Origin of the sequence: Halopiger djelfimassiliensis, assembly GCF_000455365.1 — an archaeon.
Classification (GTDB): Archaea; Halobacteriota; Halobacteria; order Halobacteriales; family Natrialbaceae; genus Halopiger_B; species Halopiger_B djelfimassiliensis.
The window spans coordinates 65,242-81,220 of sequence record NZ_HG315685.1; the positions used below are offsets into that span (position 1 = coordinate 65,242).

General features: G+C 64.0%; 15 protein-coding genes and 1 tRNA gene. 7 read left to right on the top strand and 9 right to left on the bottom strand.

Features of this window, described 5'->3' with window-relative positions; all coding sequences use genetic code 11:
• The first annotated feature begins 33 nt into the window (after positions 1-33).
• A complete protein-coding gene (ligA, locus tag TX80_RS06240; protein ID WP_049922280.1) occupies positions 34-2,109 on the top strand; it encodes an NAD-dependent DNA ligase LigA in 2,076 nt (691 codons plus the stop codon).
• Between the two features lie 35 nt (positions 2,110-2,144).
• On the opposite strand, the gene TX80_RS06245 is transcribed toward ligA, so the two are convergent.
• From TX80_RS06245 to TX80_RS06255, 3 genes are all read right to left on the bottom strand, one after another.
• A complete protein-coding gene (locus TX80_RS06245) occupies positions 2,145-2,333 on the bottom strand; it encodes a hypothetical protein (protein WP_049922281.1) in 189 nt (62 codons plus the stop codon).
• A gap of 77 nt (positions 2,334-2,410) precedes the next feature.
• Positions 2,411-3,004, bottom strand: coding sequence for a GNAT family N-acetyltransferase (locus TX80_RS06250; protein WP_049922282.1), 594 nt, complete (start codon positions 3,002-3,004; stop codon positions 2,411-2,413).
• 165 nt (positions 3,005-3,169) lie between these two features.
• The gene (locus TX80_RS06255) at positions 3,170-4,147 is read right to left on the bottom strand and encodes an ArsA family ATPase (RefSeq protein ID WP_049922283.1); all 978 of its coding nucleotides are present in this window, start codon (positions 4,145-4,147) and stop codon (positions 3,170-3,172) included.
• A 220-nt stretch (positions 4,148-4,367) separates the two neighbouring features.
• Here TX80_RS06255 and TX80_RS06260 point away from each other — a divergent pair, with 220 nt between their 5' ends.
• On the top strand, positions 4,368-4,748 hold the full coding sequence (locus tag TX80_RS06260) for a hypothetical protein (protein WP_049922284.1): 381 nt from the start codon (positions 4,368-4,370) through the stop codon (positions 4,746-4,748).
• Positions 4,749-4,824: 76 nt separating this feature from the next.
• On the opposite strand, the gene TX80_RS06265 is transcribed toward TX80_RS06260, so the two are convergent.
• The 3 genes from TX80_RS06265 to TX80_RS06275 all read right to left on the bottom strand — a co-directional run bounded on the left by TX80_RS06265 (position 4,825) and on the right by TX80_RS06275 (position 7,006).
• Positions 4,825-5,724: an ABC transporter permease gene (locus TX80_RS06265; RefSeq protein ID WP_049922285.1), complete on the bottom strand. Its 900-nt coding sequence runs from the start codon at positions 5,722-5,724 to the stop codon at positions 4,825-4,827.
• Positions 5,721-6,647, bottom strand: a complete 927-nt coding sequence (locus TX80_RS06270; RefSeq protein ID WP_049922286.1) for an ABC transporter ATP-binding protein — start codon at positions 6,645-6,647, stop codon at positions 5,721-5,723. Before TX80_RS06270 ends, TX80_RS06265 begins: the two co-directional genes overlap by 4 nt.
• A gap of 89 nt (positions 6,648-6,736) precedes the next feature.
• A complete protein-coding gene (locus TX80_RS06275) occupies positions 6,737-7,006 on the bottom strand; it encodes a hypothetical protein (protein ID WP_049922287.1) in 270 nt (89 codons plus the stop codon).
• A gap of 161 nt (positions 7,007-7,167) precedes the next feature.
• Between TX80_RS06275 and TX80_RS06280 the strand changes: the two genes are divergently transcribed.
• From TX80_RS06280 to TX80_RS06290, 3 genes are all read left to right on the top strand, one after another.
• Complete coding sequence (locus TX80_RS06280; protein WP_049922288.1) at positions 7,168-8,928, top strand: excinuclease ABC subunit C; 1,761 nt, start codon at positions 7,168-7,170, stop codon at positions 8,926-8,928.
• 95 nt (positions 8,929-9,023) lie between these two features.
• The gene (locus TX80_RS06285) at positions 9,024-9,320 is read left to right on the top strand and encodes a translation initiation factor (protein ID WP_049922289.1); all 297 of its coding nucleotides are present in this window, start codon (positions 9,024-9,026) and stop codon (positions 9,318-9,320) included.
• Positions 9,321-9,530: 210 nt separating this feature from the next.
• Entirely contained in the window at positions 9,531-10,013 is a 483-nt protein-coding gene (locus tag TX80_RS06290; RefSeq protein WP_049922290.1) for a GNAT family N-acetyltransferase, read from the top strand.
• Positions 10,014-10,106: 93 nt separating this feature from the next.
• Here the strand turns inward: TX80_RS06290 and TX80_RS06295 are convergent, their stop codons facing one another.
• The gene (locus TX80_RS06295; RefSeq protein WP_049922291.1) at positions 10,107-14,135 is read right to left on the bottom strand and encodes an LAGLIDADG family homing endonuclease; all 4,029 of its coding nucleotides are present in this window, start codon (positions 14,133-14,135) and stop codon (positions 10,107-10,109) included.
• Between the two features lie 469 nt (positions 14,136-14,604).
• Here TX80_RS06295 and TX80_RS06300 point away from each other — a divergent pair, with 469 nt between their 5' ends.
• Entirely contained in the window at positions 14,605-14,823 is a 219-nt protein-coding gene (locus TX80_RS06300) for a hypothetical protein (protein WP_049922292.1), read from the top strand.
• A gap of 336 nt (positions 14,824-15,159) precedes the next feature.
• Here TX80_RS06300 and TX80_RS06305 read toward each other — a convergent pair.
• Positions 15,160-15,232 (bottom strand) — tRNA-Pro (locus TX80_RS06305).
• An 83-nt stretch (positions 15,233-15,315) separates the two neighbouring features.
• Between TX80_RS06305 and TX80_RS06310 the strand changes: the two genes are divergently transcribed.
• The gene (locus tag TX80_RS06310; protein WP_049922293.1) at positions 15,316-15,573 is read left to right on the top strand and encodes a pro-sigmaK processing inhibitor BofA family protein; all 258 of its coding nucleotides are present in this window, start codon (positions 15,316-15,318) and stop codon (positions 15,571-15,573) included.
• 71 nt (positions 15,574-15,644) lie between these two features.
• On the opposite strand, the gene TX80_RS06315 is transcribed toward TX80_RS06310, so the two are convergent.
• The gene (locus tag TX80_RS06315; protein WP_049922294.1) at positions 15,645-15,923 is read right to left on the bottom strand and encodes a hypothetical protein; all 279 of its coding nucleotides are present in this window, start codon (positions 15,921-15,923) and stop codon (positions 15,645-15,647) included.
• Between the last annotated feature and the right edge of the window lie 56 nt (positions 15,924-15,979).

A 15,979-nucleotide genomic window follows, 5' to 3' on the forward strand; every position in this document is an offset into this window, starting at 1 on the left:
ACGTTAACGGATGCGAGCGGCAACTCTCGAGCCATGTCAGTCGCCGACGACGAGGAGAACCCGTACCTCCGTGATCCGCCGACGGAGTTCGAGCCGGTCGAGACGCTTTCGGAGTCGGAGGCCCGCAAGCAGGTCGAACAGCTCCGCGATGCCATCCGCGAACACGACCGCCGCTATTACGTCGAGAGCGATCCGATCATCGCCGACCGGACCTACGACGCGCTCTTTGCACGGCTGCAGGAACTCGAGGACGCCTTCGGCCTCGAACACCCCGACAGCCCGACCCGCAGCGTCGGCGGTGAACCGATATCGGAGTTCGAGACGGTCGAACACGTCGCCCCGATGCTCTCGATCGACCAGAGCGGCGAGGCCGCGGACGTTCGGGAGTTCGACGATCGTCTCCAGCGCGAAGTCGGCGAGGTCGACTACGTCTGTGAACCCAAGTTCGACGGCGTCTCGATGGAGTTCGTCTACGAGGACGGCAGCCTCGAGCGCGCCGTAACGCGGGGCGACGGGCGCGAGGGCGACGACGTCACCCGGAACGCGCGGACAATCGGCTCGGTCCCCCAGCAACTCCACGGCGACTATCCCGAGTTCCTCGCGGTTCGCGGCGAGGTCTACATGCCCAAGGACGCCTTTCAGGCGTACAACCGCGAGCGGATCGAACGCGGCGAGGAACCGTTCGCCAACCCGCGCAACGCCACCGCGGGAACGATCCGCCAACTCGATCCGACGGTCGTCGCCGAGCGCCCGCTCGAGGTCTTCTACTTCGACGTGCTCGAGAGCAGCGACGGGGCCGAGAGCCACCGCGAGGAACTCGAGCGGTTCCCCGACTGGGGACTCCGGGTCAACGGCCGCGTCGAGGTGGTTGACGACATCGACGAGGCGATCGACTACCGCGATCGACTGCTCGAGGCCCGCGACGATCTCAACTACGAGATCGACGGCACCGTTATCAAGGTCGACGACCGCGATGCCCGCGAGGAACTCGGCCGTACGGCCCGCCACGACCGGTACGCGTTCGCCTACAAGTTCCCCGCCCGCGCGGAAGTGACGCCGATCGTCGACGTGGCGGTCCAGGTCGGTCGCACCGGTCGACTGACGCCCGTCGCCTTGCTCGAACCGGTCGACGTCGGCGGCGTGACGGTCTCGCGGGCGAGCCTCCACAATCCCGACGAAATCGAGGAAAAGAACGTCAACGTCGGCGACACCGTCCGCGTCCAGCGGGCCGGCGACGTCATCCCCTACGTCGCGGCGGTCGTCGAGAAAGACAGCGAGGGCCACTACGAACTACCAGATACCTGCCCGGTCTGTGGCAGTCCCGTCGAGCGCGACGGCCCGATGGCGTTCTGTACCGGCGGACTGGCCTGCGACGCGCAACTCCGGCGCTCGATCGAGTACTACGCCGGCGACGACGGCCTCGATCTCGAGGGGCTGGGAGAAAAAAGCGTCCGCCAACTCGTCGACGCCGGCCTACTCGAGTCGGTCGCGGATCTGTACGAACTCGGCGTCGAGGAGCTGACCGCGCTCGAGGGTTGGGGAGAGACGAGCGCCGAAAACCTGCTGTCGGAGATCGAGGCCAGCCGCGAACCGCCGTTGGCGGACTTCCTTTCGGCGCTTGGCATTCCACACGTCGGACCGACGACGGCCCGCGAACTCGCCCGCGAGTTCGGGACCTTCGAGCGGTTCCGCGAGGCCGCCGAGAGCGACCCCGAACGGCTGGAGGGCGTCGATGACGTGGGCGAGACGGTCGCCGAGGAGATTCACGGGTTTTTCACCAGCGAGGCAAACGCCGCCGCCGTCGACGACCTGCTGGCACACGTCTCACCTCGAGAGACCGACGTCGAGGACGGCGGCGACGAACTCGCCGGGTTGACCTTCGTCTTTACCGGTTCGCTCGAGGGGATGACCAGAAGCGACGCGCAGGAATTCGTCGAAACCCACGGCGCGAACGCGACGGGCAGCGTCTCGGGGAACACCGACTATCTCGTGGCCGGCAGTAATCCGGGGACGACGAAACGACGGAACGCCGAGGACAACGACGTTCCGATCCTCGACGAAGCGGCGTTCCGCGAGTTGCTCGAGGAGTACGGGATCGACCTCGAGTGATCGCCTGTCGCTCCCGACGATCCGGTATCGACGGCTCAAGCGAGCCGGCTAGCGACCGCGACAACGGCGATCGCGGCCGCGACGACGCCGATAACCGCGGGGGCGAGCCGGCCGTCGCCCCACTTCCAGCCGAGCACCCGAGTCCCGACGAGTGCGACGAGTGCAGCGGCTACTCCGATCGCGGTGAGCAGCGAGGACGAGTTGCGTCCGATGGAGAACGCCATACCCCACTGTAACATGCCAGGGAACTAAATAGTATCCGTCCTCGAGGCCGTCATCGCCGGCGTCGCTCAGTCTCCCGTCACCGGGTTTCCGCCCACTCTTCACGTGTGATGCTGTACCGGACGGAGTCGCGCGGCTCGCCGCCGATGACGATGCCGTTTCGGATCACCCCCTCTTTTCGTCCGCCGAACCGGTCGACGTAGCGCTCGATAGCTCGCCGGGAGTTCTCGTTCTCGGGATCGTGTGCCACCGCGACGACCTCGAGATCCAGCCGCTCGAACGCGAGCTCGAGCATGCGGCCGGCGCGCTCGCCCGAATAGCCGCGTCCCCAGAACGGCTTTCGGAGCCAGACACCCAGCATCGCCAGCCGGCGGTCCCAGTCGGGATGCAGGCCCGCGAGGCCGGCCAGCTCCCCCGCACGATCGCCGTCTTTCGGTCGGACGACGTAGCTGGCCTCGTCGCCGTCGTCGAACGCCGCGCCGCAGGTCGAGACCCAGTCGAACGCGTCTTTCGGCTGCTCGTACGGGTCCCAGGTCACGTACTCCGTGACCTCGTCGATTCCGGGCGCGTCGGCGTGGGCGTGGTCGTACAGTTCGAACGGATCGAAGTCGTCGGGATGGAGGCGTTCGTACCGGAGCCGTTCGCTCTCCATCTCGGCGGGGAACAACGACATATGCCGACCTTTCGCGGAACGCTAAAAAAGGTTCTCTCGGTGACAGAACGGTTGTCACGGACGCGCCGCGGGCGGTTCTCGAGGCCGCCGATGCGACGTGGCCGGAGCGGGCGATAGTCGGAGCAAGGAAATCGGCGCCGATCGAGTCGGTACCGCGACCTGCTGTCATCGTCGGGCTTTGCCGGGCAACCGCTTTGCGATCGCCGCCAGCGACTCGAGTCCCTGCACCTCGTTTTCCCGTTCGGGCAGCGTCACGATTTCGAGGTTCGGAAACGTCTCCCGGATCTCCGCGACCCGCTCCAGATGCCGCTCGTGGCGGGACCGACACCGCGAACAGCCCTCCTCGGGGTCCTCGAAGACGCGGTTGACGACGAGACGATCGACGCGCACGTCGGCCTCTCGGAGCGTCTCGACCAACCGCTCGGATTCGGCGATGGCCATCCCCTCCGGGAGCAGGACGACACGGAACTCGGTGCGTTCGGGATCGGTCAGCAGGTCGCGGGCACGCTCGAGGCGCGCCCGGAACGCTGCGAGGCTCTCCTCCTCGTCGTCGTCGGTTCCCAGCATCGACATCGGCCCGAGCACCGCCGTCCGCGCCGCGTTGCCGATCCGTCTCGCCTGCCCGCGCAGCGACTGGGCGGTCTCGAGGGCCAGTCCCATCACCTCCGGCATGTCGAACAGACGGAGGGTGTGGCCCGTCGGCGCGGTATCGAAGACGACGACGTCCCAGTCGCCTTCGTCGACGTACTCGACGAGCAGATCCAGCGCGGCGATTTCGTCGCTGCCGGCCGGCGCGCCGGAGGTGAACAGCCGCTTGACCTCCTCGTCGTCGAGGCGGATCCCGGCGCTCCGGAGATCCCTGGCGAGCGCCCGCGCCAGTTTCTCGTAGCGTGCCGCCTGCTCGTCGGGATCGATTTCGACGGCCCAGAGACCGCCGGCCGGATCGCGCGTTCGCTCGGCGACCTCGAGTTCGCGCGGTTCCGGCCCGAGGTCGGTCCCGAGCGAGTCCGAAAGGGAGTGTGCCGGATCGGTAGAGACCAGCAGCGCCGTCCGTCCCGCCGCGGCCAGCGACAGTCCGGTCGCCGCCGCACAGGTCGTCTTGCCGACGCCGCCTTTGCCGCCGTAGAAGATACACTCGGTCATCGGTGCCGAGTAACGGGGTGTCGACCCCTAAACGTCCCGTCAGGTTGCGGTGACCGTCCTGCCCTCTTACAGTTGGTGTACGATTCAGGGACGCAGGATCGAACCTGACTCGAGTGCTCCGTCTGCGAACCCCGCGGGCAGTGCCGACGGAAGTCTCAGGGACGGAAGACCTCATTCCTGCACGAACAGGCATAATACAACACCGCTGAAACCGTGTCGTATGTCGAGTTCACCGTGGTGGTACGGCATCGTCCCGTTCCCTGTCGTGATTCTGACGGCGTTGGCCGCTGATTTCGCCTCGCAAGCGTTTTTCGCCGCTGCTCGATCGCCCGACTCTCCCCTCGGTATGGATGTCGCATGGTTCGTCCTCCAGACGCTCGCCGTCTGGATCGGTGTTCTCGTGGCAGTGGTTGTCCTCGTTTGTCTGCTTGCGGATCTGCGGATGCTCAGCGGAGCCGAAACGTGGTCACCGAGTCGTTTCTGGGGACTCGCGGGTGTCGTCCACCTCGGCGGGGCCGTATTCACCGAACTGCTGTTCGTCTCAGTTCCAGCACTGACCTATTATCTGTACCGACGCCATCTCCACGTCGGTCGACCATGACCCACGGCTTGTCCGGTGAGACTGCCCCCGTGTTTCACGGCCGCCGCTGAAAAAGAAATCGGCTTCCCGGCTACTGTTAGAGATCGACGCGATCGAACCGGTAGAGCGCGATCCCGATCGGCACGGCGATCCAGGCCAGCAGGACGACGAACGCGAACCAGTCCTGCAGGTAAAACGGCAGGCTCCCGTCGAACAGGGCCTCGAGTCGCGCGACCTCCTGAGGGTTTCGCTCGACCGCGGCGACGGAGGTCACGAGCGACAACACGTTGTTGTACGCGGTGCCGGGCTCGATGTTCTGGTAGATCAGCGCGCCCTTCGCGACGGTCTCACTCTGTGGGAGATAGCCAAACGCCATCAGCAGTCCCACTGCGACGAGGACGCTCTCCCAGACGATATAAAAGAGGACGAACACCGCGAAGATCGCGGCGAAGGCGATGGTCGTCGATCGCGTCAGCGAGGAGACCGTGATGGCGATACTCGTGTATACGACGCCGTAGATGATCGACATCGCCAGCAGGCCGACGTAGTCGACGAAGTCGAACGAGCCCAACAGTCCGGCCACGATGACGGCGGCGAGCCCGAACCCGACGACGAGCGAGATCGACAGGACGGCCGACCGGCCGACGAGTTTCCCGAGCAGGACGTCCTTTCGGGAGTGGGGCAGCGAGAGCAGGATTTTGATGCTGCCGGACTCGCGCTCGCCCGCGATGGCCTTCCAGCCGAGGATCAACGCGATCACGGGGATGACGAGCCGCGTGATCTGACTCACGTAGACGACGAGCGCTTCGGTCGTCTGTCCGCGAGTCGCGATGTCCTGTCCGAAGTACGAAATGAAGCCTGTCACGGTGACAAGCAGCGTAAAGAAGAAAATACTCAGCCCCCAGAACAGCCACGACCGTACCGAATCCTGAAAGTCCTTTTTGGCCACTGCACGGACGCTTTCGGGGTTGATCGAACTCGCGGATGCTCCACTCATCGTGCTTCCACCTCCGTTCCGGTCGTGTACGTCTGGAAGACGTCCTCGAGCGACGCCTCCGTCGTCGAGAAGTCCTGCACCTCGATGCCGCGATCCTCGAGCGCCGAGAGGACTGCCGTTTTCGACCCGTCGACCTGCACGACCAGCGTCGGCGACGTGCCGTCCTCGACGGTGGCGCTGTCGACGTCGGGTAGCGAGCGGACGGCTTGGATGGCGTCGTCGTCGATCCGATCGACGGTGACCCGCAGCGACGTGCCGCTGCCGACCGAGTCGCGCAACCCTTCGACGGAGTCGACGGCGACCATCTCGCCGTCCCGGAGGATGCCGACCCGGTCACAGACCGCCTCGACCTGCTCCATGATGTGGCTCGAGAAAAACACCGTCGCACCCCGTCTGTTCTCCTCGCGGACGATCTCCCGCATCTCTCGTGCCCCGTTGGGGTCGAGACCGGTCGAGGGCTCGTCGAGGATCAGCAAGTCGGGCTCGCCGACCAGTGCCATCGCCAGCATGAGCCGCTGGGACATCCCCTTCGAGTACCCCCCCGCTTTCTTGTCGATCGCATCGAGCAGATCGACTCGCTCGAGCAGCGCTTCGGGGTCGTCGTCGGCCCCTTTCGACTCGATGGCGAACTCGAGGTGCTGGCGGGCGGTCAGGCGGTCGTAGGTTTCGACGCCTTCGGGGAGGACGCCGGTTCGCGAGCGGATCTCCCGGCTGTCGGCCTGGGCGTCGAGTCCGAGAACATCGACCCGCCCGTCGGTGGGGCGGATGAAATCGAGGATGACGTTTATCGTCGTCGACTTTCCAGCGCCGTTCGGACCGAGGAACCCGAACACCTCGCCCTCCTGCACCTCGAACGAGAGGTTTTCGAGCGCGAGGGTCTGCCCGTACGACTTGGTCAGGTCCTCGACTACGATAGCGGACATAGCTGTGTGAACACACCGTCTCCCGATAAGGTTTGCCACTTACAGCCGATAATACACCGATATACGCGATGGAAAGATACCGATACCGGCTAGATCGGATCGTCGGGATCGTACCGCTCGGTGACGCGATCGACCTCCGCAGCGTACCGGTTGCGGGTCGCCTCGTCGGCGACCGGCTCGAGGTCGTCCTCGGGGATTCGGGTGGCTGCGGTCACCTCGGACCCGGTCCGTAACGCGGTCGAGGACCGCTGTCGTTGCTGGTACCGCGAGCCATCGGGCGTCGCGTAGACGAGCGTTACGAAGTCGCGGTCGCCGAACTCGCGTTCGACGAGCCAGCACCGGACCGTCGAGTCACTCATAGGCGAGCGTTACGGGCCGACCACCGAGAATGTACCGTTTGCTGGGTTCCGGCGTCCGACTGACGGTGTCGGTTGGCGGCCGATGTCGAAACGACGGAACCCGCCGGTCCGTCTCGAGCGGAGGAGTCAGGCTGAAAGCTACCGACTGCCTAGGGCCGCCGATGAACGCTGAAGGGGTTCGCGAACGTGCACAGTCGCTGCCGCGTGAGCCCGGCGTCTACCAGTTCCGGGACGGGACCACCACGCTGTACGTCGGCAAAGCCGTCGATCTCCGGAGCCGTGTCCGGTCGTACGCCGACCCGCGCAGCGCCCGAATCCGGCGGATGCTCGACCGCGCCGACGGGATCGAAATCGCCGTCACCGACACCGAGACGCAGGCGCTGTTGCTCGAGGCGAACCTGATCAAGCGCCACCAGCCGCGTTACAACGTCCGACTGAAAGACGACAAGTCCTACCCGATGATCCAGGTGACCGACCACGAGGCCCCGCAAATCGAGATCACCCGCGATCCGGACGAGTCCGCGACGGTCTTCGGTCCCTACACGAACAAGGGGCAGGTCGAGACCGTCGTGAAGGCGCTGCGGGAGACCTACGGCCTGCGGGGCTGCTCGGATCACAAGTACGCCAACCGCGACCGCCCCTGTCTGGACTACGAAATGGGACTCTGTACCGCGCCCTGTACCCGCGAGATCGACCTCGCGAGCTACGCCGAGGACGTCACCGCGGTCGAGCGCTTTCTGGAAGGCGAAACCGGCGTCCTCGCGGACCCGCTGCGACGGGAGATGGAGGCCGCCGCACAGGAACAACAGTTCGAGCGGGCGGCGAACCTCCGGGACCGCCTCGAGACCGTCGAGGCCTTCCACGGTGAGGGCGGCGAGGCGGTTCAGTCGGCCGACGGCGAACGGGCCGTCGACGTCCTCGGCGTCGCCATCGAGGGCGAGGACGCGACCGTCGCTCGCCTGCGAGCGGAGGACGGCAAACTGGTCGACCGGGACCGGCACACGCTCGAGGCACCCGGAACCGATGACCCCGTCGCTCGAGACGAAACCGGTGGCGTCGTTCCAGCCGTTCTCGAGGCCTTCATCGTCCAGTACTATGCCGAGCGGGAACTGCCCGACGCGTTGCTCCTTCCCGAGCGCCACGACGACGAGGAGGTCGAGGCGTGGCTCGAAGCCGAAGGCGTCTCGGTTCGCGTCCCCGGCGCGGGACGCGAGGCGAAACTCGTCGAACTCGCCCTGAAAAACGCCCGGCGCAACGTCGGCGGCCGCGACGAGTGTGGAATGCTCGCCGATGCCCTTGGGATCGAATCTGCCGCCCGGATCGAGGGCTTCGACGTGAGCCACGCCCAGGGGACCGCAGCGGTCGGCAGCAACGTGACCTTCGTCGACGGCAGCGCCGAAACGGGCGACTACCGCCGGAAGAAACTCACGGAGCAAAACGACGACTACGACAACATGCGGGCGCTCCTCGAGTGGCGTGCCACCCGCGCCGTCGAGGGCCGGGACGACCGCCCCGATCCCGATCTGCTGGTGATCGACGGCGGCGACGGACAGCTCGGAGCCGCCCGCGATGCCCTCGCCGATGTCGGCTGGGACGTTCCCGCGATCGCGCTTGCGAAAGCCGAGGAGCGCGTGGTCACGCCGGACCGGGAGTTTTCCTGGCCTGACGACGCGCCGCATCTGCATCTCCTCCAGCGGGTCCGCGACGAGGCACACCGGTTCGCGGTACAGTACCACCGGACCGTTCGGGACGAGGTCTCGACGGTCCTCGACGAGGTTCCCGGCGTCGGTCCCGAGACCAGAAAGCGGCTCCTCGGCCGGTTCGGGAGCGTCGAAAACGTTCGCGACGCGAGTCTCGAGGACCTCCGGAGCGTCCCCGGCGTCGGCGAGAAGACCGCGGAGACGATCAAGTCCCGACTGTAGTGCTCTCGACTTCCGTTCCCGGACTCGAGCGGGCGGATGCGGCCCGTTGCGAGCGCAAGGACAGGGCTATGCCCGCCTGCAATACATGGTACTGTATGACAGACGAAGACGACCTCGACGACTTGCTCGAGGAGTTAGACAGTCAGAGCGACCTCGAGACGTCCCAGCAGGTGCTGTCGATCCGAACCGAGAGCCGACGCTACGACAAACCGGTGACCATCGTCGAGGGATTCGACCTTCCGAAGTCGGAACTCGAGTCGACCGCGTCGGACCTCAAACGGTCGCTGGGAACGGGCGGCACGGTCGCCGAGGGGCGCATCGAACTGCAGGGTGATCACCGCGGCCGCGTGCCCGACCTGCTCCGTGACCGGGGCTTCGACGTCCGCGAGTGAGCGTTCCGGCCGATCCCGCCGTTTCGACTGCCCGCCGGTCCGTGACCGGGGCTTCGACGTCCGCGAGTGAGCGTTCCGGCCGATCCCGCCGTTTCGACTGCCCGCCGGTCCGTGACCGGTTCCGTATTCGAGCATCCGACGTGCCGCTGTCGTCCGGTCCCTAACAGCGCCGGTGGAACCACTTTGGCACTTGGGGCCGTATCACGTTCTATGGAGATTCGACCAGCGACCCTCGAGGACCGCGAGCGTATCAGGGCCGTCGCCCGCGAGACATGGCACGACACCTACGACGAACTCGATGCGGACACCATCGATGCGACCATCGACGAGTGGTACGGCGACGACGCGCTCGAGACGGCGCTGTCCAAGCCCGGAACCGCGTTTCTCGTCGCCGAAACGGACGGCGACGTCGTCGGCTTTACCCACGGCGTCGTCACGGAGGCGGAAGGCGACATCCTCCGCCTGTCGGTCCACCCCGACCACCAGGGGGAAGGGATCGGCACTGCGCTCTACGAACGACTGCGCGAGGACCTGCAGGATTTCAACATGGAACGGTTGCGCGCGATCGATCTGGCGTCTAACGAGGGCGGACAGCGGTTCTACGAAACACACGGGTTCGAACAGACCGGCGAGGGCAAAGTCGAGATCGGCGACGAGCAGCGCCGTGAAGTGGTCTATACGCTCGAACTGTAGGCCGACTGTTTCGACTCGCGCTCGAGGCCGTATCCAACGACCTCATCGATCCGCAACGCTACAGAACTCAGGCAAAAGCGTGGGACAACGCCGTTACGTCGTCCGGAGGTTACCCGTACTCGGCTCGTACACCTCGCCTTTCTGTTTGAGGTTCTCGATCTCGTGTTCGGCCTTGGAGTGGTCCATCCCGACCTCCTCGGCCCGCTCGAGGACGATGTCGACCGGCGCACCCTCGTCGTACTCCTCCTCGATGTCGCTGATGAGCTGTTTGAGGTTCTTGATCCGATCCCGCTGGGATTTCGACGTTCCAGCTTCGACGATGTCCGCGTCGAACTCGCCGGTCTCGGGGTCGACGCCGATATCCTGCAGGCACGACCGGACGATCTCGATGACCCGGTTCGCGTCCGCCTCTTCGACGGTATCCGACAGCCGAACGCGGGCGCTGGCCTCCGAGAGCCGGACCAGCGCCTCGAGCTTTCGGGCGGTGACCGGGACGGCGGCGTCCTCGTCGGTCCCTTTCGAGCGCAGATCGACGTAGAAGTCCCGGATCGCCTCGCGGGCCGCCTCGGTCATCCGAGGATGGCAGTTCTGTTTCGCGTAGGCGATATACTTGCGCAACAGCTCGGAGTCGATCTCCGGATCGACCTGATCGGTCATCTCGTCGATCTCGCTTTGACTGACGTCGATCTGGTTCATCTGCTCGCGCTGGGTCGTCAACTCGCCCGCGTAGTTGGTGGTGATGATGTGTTCCGCGAGGTTCTTGTCCTTCTCCTCGTCGGGCTGGTCCGTGACCGTAAAGATCAGATCGAACCGCGAGATGAGCGCCGGCTCGAGGTCGATCTGCTCGCTGATGGGCTCGTAGTGGTCGAAGCGGCCGTACTTGGGGTTGGCCGCACCCAGCAGCGAGCAACGGGACTTGAGGGTCGCGTTGATGCCGGCCTTGGAGACCGAGATTTTCTGCTGTTCTAAGGCCTCGTGCATGGCAGAGCGGTCCTCGGAGTTGTGGACGACCATGCCGTTCGCGATGAAATTGTGGGTTCCTTCGACGGTGAGGTCGTATACTCGTGGCTGATCCCGTCGCTCGATCTCTTCGAGAAGTGCCGATACACGGTGCCGTTTCGCATCGAGTAATTCTTCGCAAACCGATCGAACGGTATCGAAATTACCAACGTCGACGTCACCCGAAAACCACCGTGAAACGGTCGACTCTGCCACGTCCATCTCCGCGGCGACTTGCTGGAAGGAGATCCCATACGCCTCGAGCCGGTCTCGGAGCTCCTCCCACGTTTCGGCGGACTCCTCGCTCTCGATAAGGGAGCGAGCCTGCTTTCGAACGGTATCGACGGTTTTCGTCCCGATTTCGTCCGCGAGACGTTGTTCGAGAACGTGAACTCTGGTCTCAGTGTGTTCGCGTGAATCGACCCGTCGAACGGTTTCGACGCGTCGCCACTTCACGTCACCTTCGACTAGCTCCCGCAACGGCTCCAGATCGACAGCGGCTGGTGTCTCGAGGAGATCACGAATCCGATTGCGAACTCGCTCTCGGAGCTCGGAACGCTCGCCCCAGCGAGCAGAGAGTTGCTGCTGGGACACCGACATCTCCGCAGCTACTTCCCGTTGTGAGATGTGGTATCGTTCTCGAAGCTCAGCAAGTCGGTTCCAAGACGTCTCTGTCGCAAGTTCGTCGTAATGCTCGGTCGCCTCTGTCCGCCGATCGTCGAACGCCTCGAGAATCCGCTTCGAGAGACGAATCGAAGCGTTCGCATCGCCGTTTTCGAAGTTGCAGTAGGTCGAATCGTTTTCGAGACCACATTCGGACTGGTGTAGCCGGAGCGCACCACGGGCCTGTTCGAATAGCTCGCCGCACTCCGGGAGTACATCTACGATGGTGCGCGCTCCGGTGGTTCGTTCACAGGCGCGGCCCAGCGCACGTTGCTTTCGTTCGAGCGTAAACCCGATGTGCCGCTGGAACGCTTCGAGCGATTCGTCGGACGTGATCGCAAGAACAAACAGATCACGTTTCCCGTCTCGGGTTCGCATCTGAATTTGACTCGAGATTCCGAACTCGAGTAGGAGCATCTTCGTTCCGAGCAACAGTTCGTAACTCGAAGAGGAGATTTCCACGGCGCGATCGCCGACAGTCCCCTCCGAGTCTGCGAGGGCGCGAACGAAAGCAGCTTTCGTCTCCCGAGACGCTCCGGTTACTGCATCCGGGAGCCGCTTCCCATCGTAGTTTTCGAGATTCGCACCGGAATCGAGGAGTTCGTCGACGTACTCTTTTCCGTGTACGCGGACCGTCCCGACGCCGTCATCTCGTTGCTCACTCGGATGACGAACGGGTTGCGTATCGAACGCGTCCGTACACGCCTCCTCGAAGTCGGTTAGCAGCTCTTCCTCTTTGTTCGTAAAGCGGAATCCATAGACGCCCTCGCCCCGGTCGTAGAAAACGTTTCCATCGCCGGTGAGATATCCGAGGATCGCTCCGTGCGAGGGATCCAAGTGGCTCGTTTCCAGTTCCGAACTATGCGACGGTAAGACACTGACTCCACCGTCGGTCACTTCTGCTGGGATCGTCCCGGGAACGAAAACCCAGTCACCTTCGTTCAGATTCTGTGCCTGGCGTTCCACTCGCTCACCCTCGTCCAAAACGAAAAACGGGTGGTCAGCCGTCGTCGTTAGCTGTTCGCCGCTTTCCAGATTGATCTCCCGAAGTTCGTCCGGGGAATCGTACTCGTGGATCGCGAGTACGTCGCGCTTGACGATCGTTCCATCCTCCGCCATCGTCCAGACTGCCGCGTCGACGTTACGAATCGTCCGACCGTTCTCGAGTTCCTCGATCGAACCGTCTCGTATCGCGTCGTATGCGAGTTCGCGGATTGGTTTGATTTCGTTATCAGTATGAACAAGTGTATCTCCAGTCACACATCTCATCTTGTCGAGCTCGTCGACCGCGGCGATCCCCTGGTCGGCCAGCACGAGCGCGCCGGCCTCGAGGGTCCACTGCTGGCCGTCGCCGAAGTCGTCGCGAACGGCCGCAGCGGTCAGCCCCGCCGAGGACGACCCCTTCCCGGAGGTGTAGACGGACCGTGGGGCGATATTTTGGATATATCCCAGCATCTGCGATTTTCCGGTCCCCGGGTCCCCTATAAGAAGCATATGTAAGTCCCCGCGAATCCGCGACCCGTCGGGCAACTGCTTGGTCACCCCGGAGAACAACTGGAGGATCATCGCGAGTTTCTCCTGCTCGTAGCCGTAGATGGAGGGAGCGATCGACGCGACCATCTGGTCGTAGATGTCGTCGCTCGAGGACAGCCGGACGATTTCCTCTTTGTCTTCGTCGGTGATGTCCATGTCCTCGAACTGCTCTTCGTCGATATCGACGGCCATCCCCTCCATGTAGAAGTCGAAGACCGGTGATTTGTCCTGGCCGTCGCCCTGTTGCTCGAGTCGGAGGACGCCGGTCGCGGAGACGTGGTCGCCCGGCGTGACCTCGCCGGTGATGTCGTCCTCGACGTGGACGTCGAGCGATTGGGGCGTTTCGCCGCCGCGCAGGCCCTCGGGACTCTCCTGAATGCGGAGCTTCTGGGAGTCGACGAACTCGGACTGGTCGAAGTTTACCTTGAACGGCCCCTGTCGCTCACAGCCCTGACACTCGTGGGGTTCCTGAAAGTCGCCGCTGGACTGGGGAACGCGGGTGAGGGTCCCACAGAGCTGGCATTCGAAGGCGGCTTCTTCGATCTTCGGGCGGACGTCGGTCGCTTTCCGGACGATCCCCCGGACCTGGACCAGCGAGTTCATATCGCGGGCGCGGATCTCCCGGATCTCGGGGGACTCGGTGTCGGGGAGGTTTCGAACCCGAACGTGGGCCTGCCCGAGGCTGACGTCGATCGGCAGGTCGTACAGTCGCAGCGCCTCTTCGGCGTAGCGCTGGAGCTGCTCGGGCTGGTTCAGGAAATCGTCGGCCAGATCGGGATCGTACCGATAGAGATCCTGCCAGTCGACGTGAAGCGAGCGCTGCTCGTTGGGATACTGTTGCGCAAGCTGTTTGATCTCGTTGTCGTAGTAGTTGCGGAAGAACTGCTCGAACGCGTCGACGAGTTCGGAATTTCCCGCTTGCGCCATTGCACCCTGCTAGGGCCGCCATCGGGTATAAATGATTGCAAAGCGGGGCGAAACTGATTTCCCCGTTCCTACTCGCAGTCAGCGGTCACAGCCGTCGTTCGGTTCGAACACGGATCGATTCCGGGCCACGGTCGAACCGGCCGCTCGAAACCGCCGTTGGTCCCGGGGAGCCGAGATGCACACGCCGTCCCCGTTTGATCCCTGCCGTCAGTTCCCGTGGCCACACCGGTGGTTCGTTCTCATCGGGTATGTCGGTGTGGCCAATTTCTTTTGGTACTGGTGGCTGAATAGCTGGCTCCCTGATCTATTCGGTCTCGAACCCCTGTCGTCGGCCCCTTGAAGGGGTCCGAAACATCACACCGCTCGCTGCGATGTCCCTCGTGCCGTTGTGATGCCGATCACAACAACCGTGTTGTCGCTCGCATGCTCACCGTAGTCCTTTGACAGCCGTCCCCGAAACTGACTCTCCATGGCTGATTCCGACGAGACTGCTGATGACGAGCGACATCGAACGATCGCCGCGTGTACCTCCTGTGGGGCGCTGTATGCAGCGCTCGAGGTTTCGGACGGCTCCTACCTACCGATCGGACGGCGCGACGGCTGCCAGTGTGGCGGGACGGCGTTCGATCCCGTCGAGGGGGCGCTCCTAGACTCGGCGACTGAGCCAGGGAACGCGGACGACGACTGAGTGCCGTTCGCGTGGCAGAACAGCTCGAATCGCTGGCAGTAACCCAGATGACAATTACCGGACTGAACGCCGGTCGAGCGGCTAAAGTTCGTGGTCGCGTCTTTCGGTCGGGTGCCGCTTCTCGAGTGCCCTCCGTCCTCGGTCCGCTTGACGTTGGTCGGCTTTCTCTCCGGAGTCTCGAGTGTAGCGCTGGCCATCATTCAAGATATCGCACCCGCAGAACTCGAACACTGGTGACTCGAGTTCGACGACACGACTCACTGCCACCATCCTCAGTTACCAGATGGTAGCCGTGTCGGAGAAGCAACTATTCGGTCGAAAACCCGTATAAGAGGATGGGATCGCCCGGATTTGAACCGGGGTCACGGGCACCCAAGGCCCGAAGTATACCAAGCTAACCCACGATCCCGTACCCCTCCCTTCTGGGCGCAAGTCATAAAGGGTTTCGTTCCGGTCCGAACGGTTTTGTTCTCCGGTAGGGTAGTGTCGCGTATGGGTACGGGACTCGAGATCCTCCTGTTAGTCCTCGTCCTTGCGGCCGTTCTGGGGGCGTCGTCGCTCGTCCAGACGGTCAGACCCCTCATCGTCAACGCGGTCGTCGGCCTGGTAGTGCTGTTTCTCGCGCAAGCGGTGTTCGGGCTCTCCGTGGCCGTCACGCCGGTCGCCCTCGCTATCGTCGCGATCGGCGGGTTCCCCGGGTCGGTACTGGTACTCCTGCTGTCGTTGTTTGGGGTTGCGTTCGTTCCCTGACCACGCCGCTGTCGACCCGGTGATCAGTCCCGCTCGTCGTCCCTGCCGGGGAGTCGACGGACCGCGTTCTCTCACCCGTCTTTGGCTGCCTGTCCGGGATCAGCGAACGGATCGTCCGTGATATCGTCAGTTGTCCCGCGGCGAGCGTGCCCGTCGCTGTCGGTCATCGTCCGCCACAGACCGACTGCCGTCGCGGCCACCAACAGCGCAATCACGAATGCGAACAGGACACTGGCACCATTATCGAGGGGGAGCGCCACGAAGAGCAGGACTACCAGAAGCGAAGCCAGCTGGAGTACGTAGAGGACTGGACTGCGGAAGCCGCTCAAAAACGCGCTAGCTCGCTCCATCGTTTGTTACCCACTCGAATCGAAGGTGAATCGTTCGTGATAGTGGCTGTCGTCCC